Genomic DNA, 16284 nt, shown 5'->3' on the forward strand with positions numbered 1-16284 from the left:
TCTGTGAATGAGACGGTTTGAGTTAATCGGTTGGGGGTTCAATGGCCCGCATGAAGCCACTGGCGACCGCATTGGCAGCGGTCGCCTTCTTGCTTGGAAGTTCAGGCGTTTTCGCCGCTGAATTGGGCATCTATAAAGCCCCGCGCGCCGTCGAGCGCGTCGGCGGCAACTGCCAGCGGCTGCAATATTGTCATGGCGATGTCTGCCAGTGGAAGCGGGTCTGCTGGCACGGTTGCCCGGATCGCTATTCCTGCGCGCCGCTCTACGGCGCTTACGGGCCGTATGGCGGCCGCGACTACTGGGCGGCCTATAGCTACGGCGACCTGCGCCCGTTCTGAATGTTAATTGATTAACATAACCATCGACCGCCGGCCGGCACCGCGCCGGCGGATTTGCGACGACCGGCTTAACCCCGGCTTAGGACCCGGCCCGATAATATGCGGGCGCAGGGTTTGGTTATGTTATTTGTATTGCTTGGCAATTTGATCGGCGGCACCGTGCTCGGGCTGCGCCAGCATTGTCTGGTGCTGGTGCCGGTCGCGCTTGCGGAACTCACGCTGCTGGCCGCCATCGGAGGCGCGTGGTCGGAGACCGCGTTGCTCATGATCACCGCCATGGTGTCGCTGCAGGGCGGATATCTCGCGAGCACCTTCGCGCCGCGGCTCCGGTCCCGCACCTCGCCGCCGCTCATCGCACTGCGTCGTCCTCATTAACGCGGCATAACGCAGCTTTACCTGGCACGCCCGATTTCCATTGACCTCGCGGCGAGCGCAGGGCATCCCGCTGCCTTGCGTTCTCATCTTCCGCAGGACCTGCCCCTCTCGTGTGGAACGTCACGGCTTTTGTCTGCATCTTGATCGGGGCATCGATTCCGGTGGGTCTCGTCGACGCATCGCTGGCGACCGGTCTCGTCGGCGCCGCAACCTCGCTCGCCCTGCTGGCCAGTCTCTCGGCGATCCGTCCAGGTGAACTGTCTTTCCTGAAGAGGGTCGCCGGCCCCGCCTTTGCGGCGGCGCTGGTCCCGATGCTCTGGATCATCCTGCAAATGCTGCCGCTGACATTCCGGGCGCATCCGGTGTGGAAGTTCGCCGGCGAGACGCTGGGCGCGCCGCTCAGCGGCAGCATCACGATCGATACCGGTGCTAGCCTCGGCGCGCTGCTGCTCTGGCTGTCACTGCTCTCAGTGATGATCGCCGCCGCCGCGATTGCGATCGAAGCCCGCCGCGCCGACATGGTGGCCCGCACCATTGCCGCAACGGCCGCAGTTGCCGCGGTGATCCTGCTGCTCAGCGATCCCCTCAAAGCCTGGCTCGGCGCTGCGCGCGACGAGACGGCAAGCGGATTCCTCATCGTCGTTCTGATTGGCGTTCCGTTCAGCCTTGCGCGTGCGCTCGACACCGGTGGACACGCCGACGGCCGCACCGCGGCCCAGCTGACGCGATTGCGCTGGCTGCTCGCCGGCGGCGCACTGTTCTGCGCCGCCAGCGCCTGCTGGTACGGACGGCGCGGCGCCGCAATCGCAATCGCCGCCGGAGCAGCGCTCGTCCTGATGACCTTCGCCGCGCGAAAGCTGCATCTGCATCGCTGGAGCAGCGCCGCCGCGGCCGTTGCGATCGCGCTGATCGCGCTGGCGACGGCGATCGCCAACCGTCACCCTGATGTCGCGCTCGCCATCGCCTTCGTCCGCGCGCCGGCCGAACTCGTGCAATCGACCCACAATCTGCTCGCCGACCTGCCCGCGCTCGGCAGCGGCGCCGGCACCACGGCAACGCTGGCATCGACCTATATGGACTGGCAGGGGGCCACCACGCGGCCCGTGGTGGCGACCAGTGCCGCAGCCTTGATCGCGCAATTCGGTTCCGCCATGTTCTGGACTCTACTCGCGGTTACGGTCGCGGGCATCGCCGCGTTCACGGCCGGTGCACGCAATCGCGGCCGTGACTGGTCCTATCCCGCGGCGGCGGCAGCCGTGTTGCTGACGCTGCTGCTTGCCGTCTTCACCTTGCCGGAGCTGCCGGCGCTGCCCGGAGTGGTCGTGTTGGGAGCCGTGATCGGAACAGGACTGGCGCAGCGGATCAGCCGTTCACGGTTGCAGGCGGGCTAGTCGCCAGATGCGCAAGCTCCTCCGGCGGATGGTCGGCCAGCCCGGCGACCTCGAACATGACAAGGGCGACGAGACCTGCATCTACGCCGTCGGCGATATCCACGGACACGCCGACCTGCTGCACGAGATCTGCGCCCACATCGATGCCGACATCCGCGAGTTCCGGCCGGCGCGGCCGATCCAGGTGTTCCTCGGCGACTACATCGATCGCGGACCGGATTCGCGCGATGTGATCGCGATGCTCGAGCAGCGCCGCCGGAGCCGCAGCATGGTCTGCCTGCTCGGCAATCACGAGGCCTGCCTGCTGGAGTTTCTCGTCAATCCCGACATGCTTGCACAATGGCGGCAGTTCGGCGGCCTGCAGACGCTGATGTCCTACGGACTGACGCCCTCGCCCAATCCCGACGCCGCGGAACGGCGGGCGCTCGCGCGAGCATTGATGCGCCAGATGCCGCCGGCCCATCTCGCCTTCCTGCGCTCGCTGCCGATCTGTTATGTGCACAGCCGCTATTTCTTCGTGCATGCCGGCGTCAGGCCCGGTGTCCCGCTCAACCAGCAGCGCAAGGAAGACCTGCTCTGGATCCGCGACGACTTCCTGGTCTCGGAAGATGATTTCGGCAAGGTCGTGGTCCACGGCCATACGCCGGTGCACGAGGCCGAACTGCTGCACAACCGCATCAATGTCGACACCGGCGCCTATGCGACGGGCCGGCTCACCTGCGTCAAGCTGGAGGGCGCGCGGCGCACCTTGCTGATGACCGGCAACCGGGCCGTGCGCCATGGCTAGCGCGAACGCTGATGCGATCGGACGGTACGCGCGGCAGCTGTCGCCGGCTTTCGTGCCGGCCGTCGTCCTGATCGGCGCCGCGACGCTGGCGTTGTCGGCCTGGTGGCTCGCCGCCGATGCAATGCGCGGCAAGCCTTCGCTCGCCGCCGGTCTCGGCGTCGTCAGAAGCGAGCTGTGGCTCGCCGACGGCTGGAGCGAATTGCAGACCTCGCCCGAGATAGCCGAAGCCGCCTTCACGCGCGCGCTGCGGCTCTCTCCGATGGATGCCGGCGCCTGGTTCGGCCTCGCCTCGGCGACCGGGCGGTTCGACTGGCTGAACCCGACTGCGTCGAAAGCGCTGAAGATGTCCTACTACACCGGCTTCAACCGCCGCGACCTGATCGCGCCGCGCCTGATCCTGCTGGCGCAGGTCGACACCACGCGCGATGTCGAGCTGGTCGATCTGCTGCAGCGGCAGATTCGCTTGATCCTCACCCGCGCCCCGGAGCTGAAGCCTGCGCTCGGCCAGGCCTATCGTGTGGCGACCGATGCCAACCGGCATGTCATCGAGGCGGAATTCAAGGACGCCAACCAGAGCCTTCCGGAGTAAGGCGCGTCAGACGCCCTTGTGGCGCAGCACTGCGCCGACCGTGCGCAGCAGGATGCGCAGGTCGAGCACGAAGCTCCAGCTCTTGATGTAGATGAGGTCGTGCGCGACGCGCAGCTGCATGTCCTCGATCGCGGGCGTCGCGCCGCGCAGTCCTTGAACCTGCGCGAGACCGGTGATGCCCGGCTTGACGTGCTGGCGCTGCGCATAGCTCGCAATCAGCTTCGAATATTTGTCGTCATGCGCCAGCGCGTGCGGCCGCGGTCCGACCAGCGACATGTCGCCGCGCAGCACGTTCACCAGCTGCGGCAGCTCGTCGATGCTGCGGCGGCGCAGCGTCGCGCCGATCCCGGTCAGCCGCGGATCGTTGGCGCGCGCCTGCGTGATGACGTCGCCGTCCTCGAGCACATGCATGGAGCGGAATTTGAGGATGGTGAATTGCTTGCCGTCGAACCCGTTGCGGCGCTGCCGGAACAGGACCGGCCCCCTGGAGTCGAGCTTGATCGCAATCGCGGTCCCGATCAGAAGCGGCGCGAACAGCACCAGCAGGCCGCTCGATGCCACGATGTCGAACAGCCGCTTGCCGGCGCGCTCGACCGAGGTGAGCGGCGAGCGCTGCATTTCCAGCGTCGGGATCGGGCCGGACGTCACCATCCGCAGCGCCAGGAACCGCTCCGCCGTCCGATCCGGCAGCAGCCGCACCGGCAGCGGTGACGCCCGCAACTGATCGCACACGAACTGGATGCGCGGTTCCTGCTGCCAGGGGATCGCCAGGACGATCTCGTCGGCGCCGCACTCCCGCGCCGCGTGAATCGCTGAGGCGACGGCGGCGCGATCGTCCGCGTCATCGGACAGGCCGGACAACTGCACCCGTCGTACCTCGCTGAGGCCGAAATCGCGCAGCAGGCTCGATTGCCGCACCCGGGACAATTCGTCCGCCATCCCGACCACGACCGCGCGGCGCGTCGCCAGCATGCCGCGGTCGATCGCGCGTTGCAGCGGTGCCTGCAGCAGCATCCGTCCAGTCACCAGCCCGAGGCCGCCGATCAGGCCAAACGACATCACCGATCCGCGCGAGACGCCGGAGCCGACCTTCAGCAGGAAGATGATCAGGGTCATCAGCAGGACGACCAGCAGCCAGCCGCCGAGCAGGCTGCTCCAGCGCCGGTCGAGGCCGGCCAGCACTTGCGCATTATAGAGGCCCTGCGACTTCGCCACGAACATGTGAAGGATGGCGGCGAGGACCCCGATCCCTAGAAAACCCTCGAAGCTGTTGCTATAAACCGTGTGGTAGTAAAACAGGTGATAGGCCGCACCGCCAATGATGCTGGACAGCACGACGATGATCATCTCGAAGGCGACAGCAAACGCTTCGAGCGAGGCAAAAGCGAACGAGAAGGCGCCGAAGTTAACCGGTACCTTCGCTATTCGAGCGTCCGAAAGGTCGGTCATCGGGAATTAACATTCGTGTTAACAATTCATATGCGCATTATCACTATCAGGCAGGTCGTGAGCTCGCAAGACCTGCCGGCAATGTCAGGCAGAGAGCATCCATGAGTTCATCGGCAGGCGAAACCGAGGCCGCGCTGTTGGCCCTCCTCCATCTCATCCGTCTGATGGGTGCCGAGCTGGTCGCCGGCCAGCACCGCGACGACGTCGAGTTGCTGGTCAAAGCGGTCGAAACAAAGCTGCGCTCGGCCCGCTTTCCGGCCGAAATGCCGAACCAGGATATCGTCAAAGGCTTGGACCTCGCTCAGGCGAGGTTACGTCCAATCCTCGAGGAGCTGCGTGCAAGATCCGAGAAGGCGCATCTGAGCGACCAGCTGCTGCTGGCGCCCAGGCCCTCGCGTATCCATTAACGGATCAGCTTACGTCAGCTCTGGACTTCACCACGGCGGGGCAAACTGTTGCCGCCGCTGGACCTGAGCGCAAGCTTCTCCTCGATCTTCATTTTCTCGAGCAGTAGGTCGGTCACGATCCGGCGCAGCCGTTCATTTTCCAGCCGCAATTCGTCAATACGGTTGTGGACGTGGGGAATACCATCTCGATCATCAGTGCGAGCGGCAAGCTCGGTCACCGTACCGTTCGGCTGGTGGCCGCGCGCGGCCTCCTGCTTGCGCCAGCGGTGAAATGTCATCACGCTAACGCCCAGCACCTTGCACGCTTGGGCCTGTGACTGCCCCCGCGCCATGAGTTCCTCGGCTTGTTTGACCTTGGAACTGATCTCGTCAGTTGAATGACGCCTCATTGGTCATCTCATTGCCCCCTAGATTAGCAATAATCGCATGGCCTATAAGCTATGTAAATGCAACAGGAAATTCAAATTGAGGATTTCCCGGGGGTCCTTCGGGAGCCTCGAACTTGCCGTCGGCAGCGCCGCATTGTGCGAAGAAACGCCGAAGCTGCAAGGTATTTACCGGAATATATGAGCGATATTCCTGCCGAAAGGCCACCTCACAGAAAAAGTTATACGACTTTTTGCCCATGACAATTTGATCTGGATAACTGGCGCACCGTTTGCATTCCCAAACGAGAAGCAAATGAGAACATCCAATCGGTCCTGCGACAGATTGTGAGTGCACCATGCCTCTCCGTGTTAGCTACGCCGCCGGTCAAGCAAAAGTTTCACAAAATTATAACAAATTAATCCCGCGACCTTCGCGTCCGATTGCTTGCCGGCGCGCACGCGCAGCGGTAGTTACTACGACGTTAGGCGTCATGGGGGTTTCAACGTATTTGAGGATTATTTTCAGGAGACCTAACACTCATAACTCGATCCGCGAATTATCAATTAGGCGCTTTCCCACCCGAAGCCATCTGGCGGAGCCACGACCGCCCGACAATCCCTGAACCTGTTCTGCGCTGACGCTTGTCAGAGCCTGCCTCTGATCAACATTTTATTGCGAGGATCGACACTATGGCGCGTCTCAAGGTCTTCGAGGGGAAGCAATCCGCGTGCAGCGAGGCGACCGAGGCCCTGGAACGCCTCGTCGCCGAGAATTCCGAGCTCCGCCATACCGCCGTCGAGCTGGTGTTGCAGACCTGGATCCTGCGCGAGCGCCTGTCCGATGTCGTGGTGCACAAGCCGGTGCGGCAAGAGCACTGACTGTCCCTGCCCTCACCACCACAAATTGTCCGCGGCAAACATTCGCCTGACCGAGCCGGCTCGCCTGAACGAGGACCGGGCGGCGCATCATACAATTCAAAATTGAACTGTTCGCAGCAGCAAGCGGCCGCCATCCGCGCCGGACCGGCTTGGATGTGGCCGCAAATTCTGCTCAGTGAGAAAACAGGCTGACGGACTTCAGCTGTGAATTCGGCGCAAAGCCACGCGCGGCGTGTTCTGCTCGCGCGACATGCCAAACGAACGTGACGAGGCCGGACGCTCGTGGATTTCACGCAACGCTGCGATATCAAGCATCAGCGCAACGACTTCGTTGCGCAACGATTGATTGGTCGCGAGCAACGCCTCTTCGATTGGCTGATGCGAATGTTGAACTTTGTGCTGCTTCATGGCGCGCCCTCGCTCTGCGGTTAAGGGTATGAGCGATGTGATTGAAGTTTCGATGACAGGGTTAGATCACGCACATGGAATGCGGTTAATGGGGCAGGTTTGCGACCAACATGGCTCCGCGTTAAATTTTCTCAATCAGGTTCCACAACCTGATCGCGAAGCGTTTGATCGCTGGCCTTATATGTGTCGCACAGGTGAGACGGCAGCGGCAGCGATAAGGCGCGCGGCCAAGCAACGCAGCTCAGCGTAGATCTGAAGCGCGACCAAGCGCATGAAATTGCTTGGTGATCATTGATGGAGCGATGGCTTGTGCTGCCGAACGCGCGTTGATCGGCTATCACATTGTCGCCGCGTTACAGCGATGGCACGTCCAGGGCGCGCTCGGACACGCACAAGATATTCCACCAAAGCTGCCGGATAGACGCAAAATCTGCTGCCTCATCGATCGAGGATCGCAAAGTGTTTCGACCGGTCGCGAATATTGAAGCGGATTGCGAGCGTCCTGATCCGCACGAGCAATGCGACGAAATGTTTCAATGCTCGGGATCCGACGACAGCGATATTTGCCTCCGCCGGACTTCGAGCACGATAACGCTATTCTAATTCAAAATGAGCGCTGTCTTGGATCCAGTCTCGGCAGACAGATGCGAACGCGCTTTGCGCGTTCGCCGCATATCTACTTGCGCGATTTGCAGGGCGGGTGCGGCAGATTCGACCAACCGCCATAAGCATCGCTAATCCGCAACGCACGTCGCGATCGCGCGCTATTTCGATTTCGGAGGCGTGTCGTCGTCCATCTTGCCGCCATTGGCGACGCACTTGTTGAAATAGTCGCGCTGGTCCTTGGCGCCGCCCCTCGCGCTGCCGGAAGCGGGATTGCCCGGCTGTCGCGGTGGAAACGCCCGCGCGACCAGGGCATCGCAGGCGCGCGCGACCTGGACGTCGATTGCGTGCGCCGGAACCATTGCGCTGGACGAGATGATCACGGCTGACGCGAACGCAAAACCATTGATAACCCTCATTGCCGCACTCCGTTCCACGCCGAGCCGGTTTCTCGCGAGCCGGAATTCGCGAGGGAGCGCACTACGTCCGATCGACGTTGTGATAGGCCCGATACCAGTCGACGAATTTGGCAATACCGTCCTCGATCCGCGTCTGCGGCCGAAAGCCGATCTCACGCTCCAGATCGGAGACATCGGCTGACGTCTCCAGGACATCCCCTGGTTGCATTGGCAGCAACTGCTTTTCGGCTTGCCGGCCGAAGCCCTGCTCGAGCAGCGCCACCACATGCATCAATTCTTCCGGCCTGGAGTTGCCGATATTGTAGACGCGCCACGGCGCCTTGCTCGAACCCGGATCGGGATGCGCTCCCGACCAGTTCGCGTCACCCTCGGGCGGGCGATGGATCAGCCGCGCCATCGCCTCGACCACGTCATCGACATAGGTGAAGTCGCGCCGCATGTTGCCGTTGTTGAACAGCTGGATCGGCTTTCGTCCGGTGATCGCGTCCGCGAAGGCATAGAGCGCCATGTCCGGCCGATACCACGTCCCATATACGGTGAAGAACCGCAGCCCCGTCGTCGGTATGCGATAGAGGTGGCTGTAGGAATGGGCCAGCAGTTCGTTGGCCTTCTTGGTGGCGGCGTACAGGCTGACCGGATGATCGACATTGTCGTGGATCGAGAACGGCAGCTTGGTGTTGGCGCCGTAGACCGACGATGACGACGCAAACATCAGATGCCGGCACGCAGTATGCCGGCAGCCCTCGAGCACGTTGACGAAGCCTTCCAGATTGGAATCCACGTACGCACGCGGGTTCTGCAGAGAATAGCGCACGCCGGCCTGGGCCGCGAGGTGCACCACGACCTCGAAGCGATAGCGCTCGAACAGCGCATTCATCCCGGCGCGGTCGGCGAGGTCGAGCTCCTGGAAGGTGAAGCCGCGGTGCTGCTTGAGCAGATCGAGCCGCGCGCGCTTGAGTGCCGGATCATAATACTGGTTCAGATTGTCGATGCCGATCACCGGCTGCCCGGCCCGCAGCAGATGCTCCGCCAGATGGAAGCCGATGAAGCCGGCGCAGCCCGTGACGAGTAGATTGCCTGCGATCACCACGTTTCGCCTGTGCCTTTCGCCTTGCGCCGGACCAGGCCGCATACGCCGTCAGGCGCGGGCCGCAGCATCTACCTTCGCGTTGCGGCCGCGGGGCGCGTCAGTTGCCGGCGGCCGGAGGTTTGTAGTCCGGAAATCGGCTCAGGACCGCGGCCTTCATGAACTTGAAGTGCGCAATCTCGGCCGCCAATTCCTTCAGCCGACGCTGGCCGTTGGAGATCTCGGCGTCAAACAGGTCTTGATGATAATTGTCAAGCGCCTCGCGTTCCAGATACTCGTCGGTGCCGTTGCCCAGCGTCACCGCCGCACGGGCCAGAACATCCTCGACACGGCGGCGAAGGCCGGATTGCTCGCTTTCGGCCGCCTGCAACGCGGCCTCGATCGCGGCCATGATCGATCCGATCCGGGCGCGATCAGTCTCGGCATCGCGCTCCGCCGAGCGTGCCTTGAAACCTTCCTCGCCGCGCCGCGACCTGATCAGGTCATGCGCGCGAGCCCGCAAAAACAGCTGAAACATCTGTCAGTATCCGGTTCGGGCCCATTCACGCAGTATCGCTCAAAAATCGCCCGGTCTTAGTTAAAAAAGGGTGAATTGCCCTCTTGCCCGGCCCTGACGTCGGCCTTCCACCTGATCCAGGCCTTGTCGTGCTTGTCATAGAGCTCAAGCCACCGCCCCTCGACGGTCGATGGCATCGGCTCCGTAGCCTGGGCTTCCCCGCCCAGCACCGGCAGGGAAGTGTCCAGTTCCTCGAATTCCGACGTCTCCTCGAGCGTGAGACCGACCAGCACGCGCCGGCCACTCACGTCGACGACATACCGCCGCGGCGAATGTCCCCTGAGATCACTCATGTGTGCAAGTTCCCTCGCGATCCGCGGTGGGCCGCAAAATCAGGCCGGCGCTGAAACACGCGCTCAGCCCGGCAGCAGCAACGGACGAAGACAAGACGATCGATTGCATATTGCCCACCAACCCAACTCACCCTGCCGACACTTCACCCCGCTCGAACCTGCGTTCAGTCCTGCTTTAGAAGGCGCGGCGCATGTGGCCGAAAGCGGAGACCGGCTGTTCCCGCCTCGACGATTTGGCGGCCGACGGCGCCACATACGGCGCATAGATCCGGTATTGCGCGCGGCGCTTGTGCGACCGCCATGAGCGCGCGGCGAAACCGGAGAGGAAGCCGGCGACGAACGCCGCCGCAAGGATGAGAGCAGGAGAAAGCATCACATTCGTCCACGTTAATCCCGATGTTATTAACATTCGGAGTTGTGACGACATCATGATTGAGCGCGCCGAAAGAATGCTCAACTGCCGGAATTTTTGTGCAATCGAACGCCGCAACAATCACCAGGCACCGACGTCAGTCGTTCCCGAGCGCGATGCGCCTCAGGAGAACCACCACAGCATGAATTTCAGGAACATCGAGCTGAGAAGATAGATCCAACCCGCCATCGCGAGCAGCGTCAGTCCGACGAACGCGCCTGAAACGCTTTTCTCCTTGAAGCGCGCCAGCAGCGAGTTTTTTTCTTCTTGCGGATAGAACATCTCAAGCTCAAGACGCATCTGATTCAAATCAGCTAGCAGTCAATTTCGATGATCTCGTGACGCGTCACGGCAGCTACTCGCCCCATGCGTCACAGGTCTCCGCTGCAAAATCTCGTGAAGGCAGAGGCGATCGAAGAAATTCCTGGTCCAAGTCTCGCTCACAAAGTCTTGGCTCAGGAAATTCTGCTCGACAGGGTCAGCGATCAAGCCCCACGACCGAGGACTCCATGCGCCGGAATTTTCGTTTGCATGAAATTCGATTTGCGCCGCGGATGCGCGTCGCGCGTCGAGCCCGAGACTGCCATGCGAACGCAGGTACGGCGGCCGTGGCGAGACGCAGCCGTCACCGCCCCCATGTCACGCAGGCTCGTGCCCGCCGCCCTGCTTGCATCTCAGTCTAACAATAAAGGCCTCGCATGCGGGGAGACCCGCGCTCGCAGCGTTACACCCGGAAGAAGGCAAACCAGACAATTCCGAGGATCAAGACTGCAAGCCCGGTGGAGGCCGTGAGCAGCGCGAGAACCGAAGGTCCGGGTTCGGCCTGGCGCGCCTCGGTCGGGGTTTCGATGATCTGACCGTGTCGTTCCGTTGCCATGGCGACCTCATTGCTTTAAGTGCCTGAAACTCCGGCGATTGCCGCTCCCCTTCGCAAGGCCAACGCGTGATCCGAAGTGATGTTCCGAGCGGTCCGACGGCCTTCCCGCCGCCGCGTCAAGCGGGCGCAGCCCGAAGCTACGGTTAACGCCGTTACGAGATTCACCGGGCCATGTTGTTTCAAACTGGGGTTCCCGGTGTTATCCTTGACCGTTCCGTCGGTTGCGTAATCGGAGTTTTGCCTATGGCCCCCCGCGCCAACTGGAAGGGCTTTTTGCGCCTTTCGCTCGTGACGTGCCCGGTTGCCCTGTACCCGGCGACGTCGGATACCGAGAAGGTCTCCTTCAACCAGATCAACCGCAAGACCGGCCACCGGATCAAATACGCCAAGGTCGATGCGGAGACCGGGGAGGAAGTCTCCACTGACGACATCATGAAGGGCTACAAGGTCGACACCGACACCTACATCGAGGTCACCAAGGAAGAGCTCGACGACATCGCGCTGGATTCGACCCGCACCATCGAGATTGACGAATTCGTGCCGCGCAGCGAGATCGACAGCCGCTATCTGATCCGCCCCTATTATCTCGTTCCCGACGGCAAGGTCGGCCACGACGCCTTCGCGGTGATCCGCGAGACCATCCGCAGCATGGACAAGGTCGCGATCGGCCGCGTGGTGCTGACCAACCGCGAGCACATCATCGCGCTCGAGCCGCTCGACAACGGGCTGATGGGCACGCTGCTCCGCTATCCCTACGAGGTGCGCAGCGAGAAGGAATATTTCGACGACATCCAGGACGTGAAGATCACCAAGGACATGCTCGATCTCGCCAAGCATATCGTCGAGCAGAAGTCCGCCGAATTCGATCCGGAGGAGTTCGAGGATCGCTACGAGCAGGCGCTGATCGACCTGATCAACCAGAAGCGCAACGGCATCAAGATCGCCAAGCCCGCGGCAAAGGCCAGCGGCAATGTCATCAACCTGATGGACGCGCTGAAGAAGAGCCTCGCCAACGAGAAGCAGGCCGCACCCGCCAAGGCCGAGGCAAAGGCGGCGAAGGGCAAGAAGCCGAAGAAGCGCATAGAAGGCCAGCGCGAGATGCTGCTGCCGATCTCGGGCAGCGGCAAGCGCGAGCCCAAGGAGGCCGTCAAGCCCGAGCCGAAGAAGGCCGAGAAGGCAACACGCGCGCAAGGCACCGCGGCGCGGAAGAAGGCGGGCTGACCGGCGCGGCGCGGTGATCGCCAGATGATCCAGATGCGCCGCGCGTGAAATGCCCTGGTCGACGCCGTCTGACGAACCGATCGCACTGCATCGCGGCGGCACGCTGGTGACGCTGCAGCAGGCGGCCGACTACATCATGAAGCTATCGGAAGACGTTCAGCAGGACCCACGCTGGCAGATCGCGGTCGAGCATCTGATCAACGCGGCGGAAACCGGCGGCGGCTGGCTGATGTTCGCGCGCATCGCGATGCTGCGCGCGCTGAATGGAGACGGCGAAGGCGGCTGAATCGGAAAGTGCGAAGCGTGTCCGGCAGCGCCTACTTGAACGCCGCACCGACGGCACTGAACTGGCCGCTCACACTGGTGCCGATGCCTTTGACGCCGGCGACGATCACGATGCTGATGCCGCCGGCAATGATGGCGTATTCGATCGCCGTAGCGCCGGCATCATCACGCAGAAATCTTGCAAGCAACGCGCGCATGAAAAGCTCCTGTCCGACGCTCGCGGCTTTTGTCTCCCGCGCCGTAGTAATATTCCAGCAAAACTAGGCCACATTGGTTGACGGCCCATTGATGGACAGGATGAACGATCGCTTAAGGGTTGCAGAGAAACTCCCTGCTAGTTCTGCCTGCATCCCACCTCGCCCCGCGGGGCGCCCCGCCGCGATTGGGCGTAAACGCATATCAGGACTACGCGATCCGGCCTCGGCGGCGCTTTACCCTCGCGGCGGAATCCTGTTCCTTTATCGGACAGGACGACAACGAGGCCGGACCGAACTGGCCGCATCCAAAGGGAGTGACCGTCATGAAGCTCGGCACCGCGATCGCGGAAATCATGAAGCGCGAGGGGATCGAGATCCTCACGGGTTACCCGGTCAACCACCTGATCGAGTACGCCGCCCGTGCGGACATCCGCCCCGTGATGGTGCGCCAGGAGCGCATCGGCGTGCACATGGCGGACGCGATCTCCCGCGTCACTTCCGGCGACAAGATCGGTGCGTTCTGCATGCAGCACGGACCGGGCGCCGAGAACGCGATGGGCGGCGTCGCGCAATGCTACGGCGAATCCGTCCCCGTGCTCGTGCTGCCGATGGGTTACGCGCGCCGGCTGGCGAATATCGACCCGAACTTCAATTCCAGCCAGGCGATGAAGGCGTTTTCCAAATCATCGGAGCCGATCAACATCGCAGCCGAGGTCTGCAACATCTTTCGGCGGGCGTTTACAAAGTTGAAGAACGGCCGCGGCGGGCCTGTGATCGTCGAGATCCCGGCCGACATGTGGAACGAGGAGGTGCCGGAGCCGCTGAATTACACGCCGGTGCTGCGCACCCGCTACGGCGCCGATCCCGTTCATGTGAAGGAAGCGGCTGCCTTGCTCGTTGGCGCCAAGCGCCCGGTGATCTATGCCGGCCAGGGCGTGCACTACGCGAAGGCCTGGCCGCAGCTGAAGCGGCTCGCCGAACGGCTCGCGATACCGGTTACCAGCAGCCTCGGCGGCAAGTCATCCTTCCCCGAGACGCATCCGCTGTCGCTCGGCTCCGGCGGCCTTGCCGTGCCGCGCGCGGTGCCGAAATTTCTCGGCGAGGCCGACGTGATCTTCGGCATCGGCTGCTCCTTCACCGAAACCTCGTTCGGCATCGCGATGCCGAAGGGCAAGACCATCATCCATTCGACGCTCGATCCGAACCACATCAACAAGGATGTCGAGGCCAGGATCGGCCTCGTCGGCGATGCGGGCCTCGTGCTCGACGCGCTGCTGGAGGAGATCGGCAAGACCGTGACCTCCGACCGCAATGCGAGCGCGGTCGCGGAGGAGATCGCGGCTTCCCACAAGGAGTGGCTCGCCAAGTGGATGCCGAAGCTGACGCATAACGATGCGCCGCTCAATCCCTACCGGGTGCTGTGGGACCTGCAGCACACCGTCGACATCCACAACACCATCATCACCCACGACGCCGGCAGCCCGCGCGACCAGCTATCGCCGTTCTGGAAATCGGTCGAGCCGCTGTCCTATATCGGCTGGGGCAAGACCACGCAGCTCGGCTACGGTCTCGGCCTTGCGATGGGCGCCAAGCTGGCGAGGCCGGACAAGCTCTGCATCAACGTCTGGGGCGATGCCGCGATCGGCTTCACGGGAATGGACTTCGAGACCGCGGTGCGCGAGCGGATTCCGATCATGTCGATCCTGCTCAACAATTTCTCGATGGCGATCGAACTGAAGGTGATGCCGATCTCGACCGAGAAATACCGCTCGACCGACATCTCCGGCGATTACGCCGCGATGGCCCGCGCCTTCGGCGGCTATGGCGAACGGGTGACCAAGCCCGAGGACATCATCCCCGCGATCAAGCGCGGCATCCAGAAGACCAAGGAAGGCGTGCCGGTGCTGCTGGAGTTCATCACCAGCAAGGAGACCGAGGTGTCGCGGCCGGGGACGTGAGGGCACCTCACACGGCGCCGCACACTTGATTTGACCTCGCCTGCGCAGGCAAGCTCCTTCCGGCAATAGATCGGAGGGAGAGATGGCGCGCATCCTGTTGCTGGGGGCCGGCTTTGCCGGGCTGTGGGCGGCGCTCGGTGCCGCCCGCAAGCGCGACGAGATCGGCGCGCGGGCGGTGGACACCGAGATCCTGGTCGTCGATCGCAACGCCTATCACAACATAAGGGTACGCAACTACGAGGTCGATCTCGGCGATGTCGCGCTGCCGCTCAAGGACCTGCTCGATCCGGTCGGCGTCAGGCACCTGGTGGCCGAGGTCGCGGCGATCGATCCGGCAAAGCGCGAGGTCGTCGTCAAGACAGGCTCCGGCGCTGATACGCTGACTTACGACCGGCTGGTGCTGACCACCGGCAGCGAGCTGGTCCGCCCCGCGATATCAGGTCTGGCCGCGCATGGCTTCGACGTCGACACCTTCGAGGCGGCGATGCGGCTCGACGCGCATCTGGCGGCGCTCGGCGCACAATCACCATCGCAGGCGCGTTCGACGGTCGCAGTCGTCGGCGCAGGGTTCACCGGGATCGAGGTCGCGGCCGAGATGCCGGCCAAGCTCGCACATGCCGGCATCACCGGCGACCACCGCGTCATCCTGATCGATCCCAATCCGGTGGTCGGCGCGACGTTCGGCGCGCATGGCCGTCTCGTCATCAACGAGGCGCTGGCCGCGCTCGGCGTCGAGACGCGGCTGAATGCCAGGGTCAGCGCGGTCGATGCGACGAGCATCACGCTGAACTCTGGCGAGATCATTCCGGCCGCGACCGTGGTGTGGTGCGGCGGCATGCACGCGAGCCCGCTCACCGCCGCGCTTCCGGTGAAGCGCGACGCGCTCGGCCGCCTCCCGGTCGACCATTGCATGCGCGTCGAGGGCCTCGATGGCGTATTCGCCGCCGGCGACGTCGCTGCCTGCGTGATCGACGGCGAGCATCCGACCGTGATGTCCTGCCAGTTCGCACGGCCGATGGGCCGGTTTGCCGGGCACAATGTGATGGCGGACCTGTTCGGCGGAAAGCTGCTGCCGCTGAATATCGATTGGTACGTGACGGTGCTCGATCTCGGTGCCTGGGGCGCACTCTACACCACCGGCTGGGATCGCGAGGTGCACACGACAGGCGCCGCGGCAAAACTCACCAAGCAGACCATCAACCGGCAGCGCATCTATCCGCCGCGCAACGGCGACCGCGCCGAATTGCTGGCCGCCGCAGCGCCGACGATCCAGACCGCACCGCCGACGCGCAAGTGACTAGCGAGTTCGAGCCGCCCTCACCGCCGTCATTGCGAGCGTAGCGAAGCAATCCATCGTTCCTCCCGAGGATAGATGGATTGCTTTG

The 16284-nt window shown here is 63.2% G+C and carries 23 protein-coding genes; 12 read left to right on the forward strand and 11 right to left on the reverse strand.

Annotated features, from left to right (window positions below):
* Positions 1-41: 41 nt before the first annotated feature.
* The 5 genes from XH92_RS30200 to XH92_RS30220 all read left to right on the forward strand — a co-directional run bounded on the left by XH92_RS30200 (position 42) and on the right by XH92_RS30220 (position 3480).
* Positions 42-338 carry a hypothetical protein gene (locus XH92_RS30200; protein ID WP_194455374.1) on the forward strand — a complete coding sequence of 99 codons (297 nt, stop codon included), beginning with the start codon at positions 42-44 and terminating at the stop codon, positions 336-338.
* A 120-nt stretch (positions 339-458) separates the two neighbouring features.
* Positions 459-713, forward strand: a complete 255-nt coding sequence (locus tag XH92_RS30205; RefSeq protein ID WP_194455375.1) for a hypothetical protein — start codon at positions 459-461, stop codon at positions 711-713.
* Between the two features lie 110 nt (positions 714-823).
* Positions 824-2104, forward strand: a complete 1281-nt coding sequence (locus tag XH92_RS30210) for a hypothetical protein (protein WP_194455376.1) — start codon at positions 824-826, stop codon at positions 2102-2104.
* A gap of 7 nt (positions 2105-2111) precedes the next feature.
* The gene (locus tag XH92_RS30215) at positions 2112-2891 is read left to right on the forward strand and encodes a metallophosphoesterase family protein (protein WP_246787745.1); all 780 of its coding nucleotides are present in this window, start codon (positions 2112-2114) and stop codon (positions 2889-2891) included.
* Positions 2884-3480: a hypothetical protein gene (locus XH92_RS30220; protein ID WP_194455377.1), complete on the forward strand. Its 597-nt coding sequence runs from the start codon at positions 2884-2886 to the stop codon at positions 3478-3480. The genes XH92_RS30215 and XH92_RS30220 overlap by 8 nt, the downstream gene beginning before the upstream one ends.
* 6 nt (positions 3481-3486) lie before the next feature.
* Here XH92_RS30220 and XH92_RS30225 read toward each other — a convergent pair whose 3' ends face one another.
* Positions 3487-4929: an undecaprenyl-phosphate glucose phosphotransferase gene (locus XH92_RS30225; protein WP_246787747.1), complete on the reverse strand. Its 1443-nt coding sequence runs from the start codon at positions 4927-4929 to the stop codon at positions 3487-3489.
* Between the two features lie 101 nt (positions 4930-5030).
* On the opposite strand from XH92_RS30225, the gene XH92_RS30230 reads away from it, so the two are divergent.
* Complete coding sequence (locus tag XH92_RS30230) at positions 5031-5336, forward strand: hypothetical protein (RefSeq protein WP_194455378.1); 306 nt, start codon at positions 5031-5033, stop codon at positions 5334-5336.
* A gap of 14 nt (positions 5337-5350) precedes the next feature.
* On the opposite strand, the gene XH92_RS30235 is transcribed toward XH92_RS30230, so the two are convergent.
* A complete protein-coding gene (locus XH92_RS30235) occupies positions 5351-5725 on the reverse strand; it encodes a helix-turn-helix domain-containing protein (protein ID WP_194455379.1) in 375 nt (124 codons plus the stop codon).
* Between the two features lie 669 nt (positions 5726-6394).
* On the opposite strand from XH92_RS30235, the gene XH92_RS30240 reads away from it, so the two are divergent.
* A complete protein-coding gene (locus tag XH92_RS30240) occupies positions 6395-6583 on the forward strand; it encodes a hypothetical protein (protein ID WP_194455380.1) in 189 nt (62 codons plus the stop codon).
* Between the two features lie 198 nt (positions 6584-6781).
* On the opposite strand, the gene XH92_RS30245 is transcribed toward XH92_RS30240, so the two are convergent.
* The gene (locus XH92_RS30245; protein ID WP_194455381.1) at positions 6782-6991 is read right to left on the reverse strand and encodes a hypothetical protein; all 210 of its coding nucleotides are present in this window, start codon (positions 6989-6991) and stop codon (positions 6782-6784) included.
* Positions 6992-7275: 284 nt separating this feature from the next.
* On the opposite strand from XH92_RS30245, the gene XH92_RS30250 reads away from it, so the two are divergent.
* Positions 7276-7476, forward strand: coding sequence for a hypothetical protein (locus XH92_RS30250; RefSeq protein WP_210345485.1), 201 nt, complete (start codon positions 7276-7278; stop codon positions 7474-7476).
* Between the two features lie 279 nt (positions 7477-7755).
* Here XH92_RS30250 and XH92_RS30255 read toward each other — a convergent pair whose 3' ends face one another.
* From XH92_RS30255 to XH92_RS30285, 7 genes are all read right to left on the reverse strand, one after another.
* Positions 7756-8013: a hypothetical protein gene (locus XH92_RS30255; RefSeq protein WP_246787749.1), complete on the reverse strand. Its 258-nt coding sequence runs from the start codon at positions 8011-8013 to the stop codon at positions 7756-7758.
* Positions 8014-8074: 61 nt separating this feature from the next.
* On the reverse strand, positions 8075-9145 hold the full coding sequence (locus tag XH92_RS30260) for an NAD-dependent epimerase (protein ID WP_194455383.1): 1071 nt from the start codon (positions 9143-9145) through the stop codon (positions 8075-8077).
* 55 nt (positions 9146-9200) lie between these two features.
* A complete protein-coding gene (locus XH92_RS30265) occupies positions 9201-9617 on the reverse strand; it encodes a hypothetical protein (RefSeq protein WP_194455384.1) in 417 nt (138 codons plus the stop codon).
* A 56-nt stretch (positions 9618-9673) separates the two neighbouring features.
* Positions 9674-9949 (reverse strand): hypothetical protein, encoded by a 276-nt coding sequence (locus XH92_RS30270; RefSeq protein WP_194455385.1) that lies wholly within the window; start codon positions 9947-9949, stop codon positions 9674-9676.
* Between the two features lie 175 nt (positions 9950-10124).
* Positions 10125-10322 (reverse strand): hypothetical protein, encoded by a 198-nt coding sequence (locus XH92_RS30275; protein WP_194455386.1) that lies wholly within the window; start codon positions 10320-10322, stop codon positions 10125-10127.
* Positions 10323-10484: 162 nt separating this feature from the next.
* Entirely contained in the window at positions 10485-10643 is a 159-nt protein-coding gene (locus tag XH92_RS30280) for a hypothetical protein (RefSeq protein ID WP_194455387.1), read from the reverse strand.
* A 442-nt stretch (positions 10644-11085) separates the two neighbouring features.
* On the reverse strand, positions 11086-11238 hold the full coding sequence (locus XH92_RS30285) for a hypothetical protein (protein WP_194455388.1): 153 nt from the start codon (positions 11236-11238) through the stop codon (positions 11086-11088).
* Positions 11239-11481: 243 nt separating this feature from the next.
* On the opposite strand from XH92_RS30285, the gene XH92_RS30290 reads away from it, so the two are divergent.
* Both XH92_RS30290 and XH92_RS30295 read left to right on the forward strand, forming a co-directional pair.
* Complete coding sequence (locus XH92_RS30290; RefSeq protein WP_194455389.1) at positions 11482-12459, forward strand: Ku protein; 978 nt, start codon at positions 11482-11484, stop codon at positions 12457-12459.
* A 49-nt stretch (positions 12460-12508) separates the two neighbouring features.
* Complete coding sequence (locus XH92_RS30295) at positions 12509-12745, forward strand: hypothetical protein (RefSeq protein WP_194455390.1); 237 nt, start codon at positions 12509-12511, stop codon at positions 12743-12745.
* A gap of 31 nt (positions 12746-12776) precedes the next feature.
* Here XH92_RS30295 and XH92_RS30300 read toward each other — a convergent pair whose 3' ends face one another.
* Positions 12777-12941, reverse strand: a complete 165-nt coding sequence (locus XH92_RS30300; RefSeq protein ID WP_194455391.1) for a Flp family type IVb pilin — start codon at positions 12939-12941, stop codon at positions 12777-12779.
* A gap of 323 nt (positions 12942-13264) precedes the next feature.
* On the opposite strand from XH92_RS30300, the gene XH92_RS30305 reads away from it, so the two are divergent.
* Both XH92_RS30305 and XH92_RS30310 read left to right on the forward strand, forming a co-directional pair.
* The gene (locus XH92_RS30305; RefSeq protein ID WP_194455392.1) at positions 13265-14899 is read left to right on the forward strand and encodes a thiamine pyrophosphate-requiring protein; all 1635 of its coding nucleotides are present in this window, start codon (positions 13265-13267) and stop codon (positions 14897-14899) included.
* Positions 14900-14981: 82 nt separating this feature from the next.
* Positions 14982-16196, forward strand: coding sequence for an NAD(P)/FAD-dependent oxidoreductase (locus XH92_RS30310; protein WP_194455393.1), 1215 nt, complete (start codon positions 14982-14984; stop codon positions 16194-16196).
* The last annotated feature ends 88 nt before the right edge of the window (positions 16197-16284 follow it).

This window comes from Bradyrhizobium sp. CCBAU 53421 (genome assembly GCF_015291625.1).
In the GTDB taxonomy this organism is placed as follows: Bacteria; Pseudomonadota; Alphaproteobacteria; order Rhizobiales; family Xanthobacteraceae; genus Bradyrhizobium.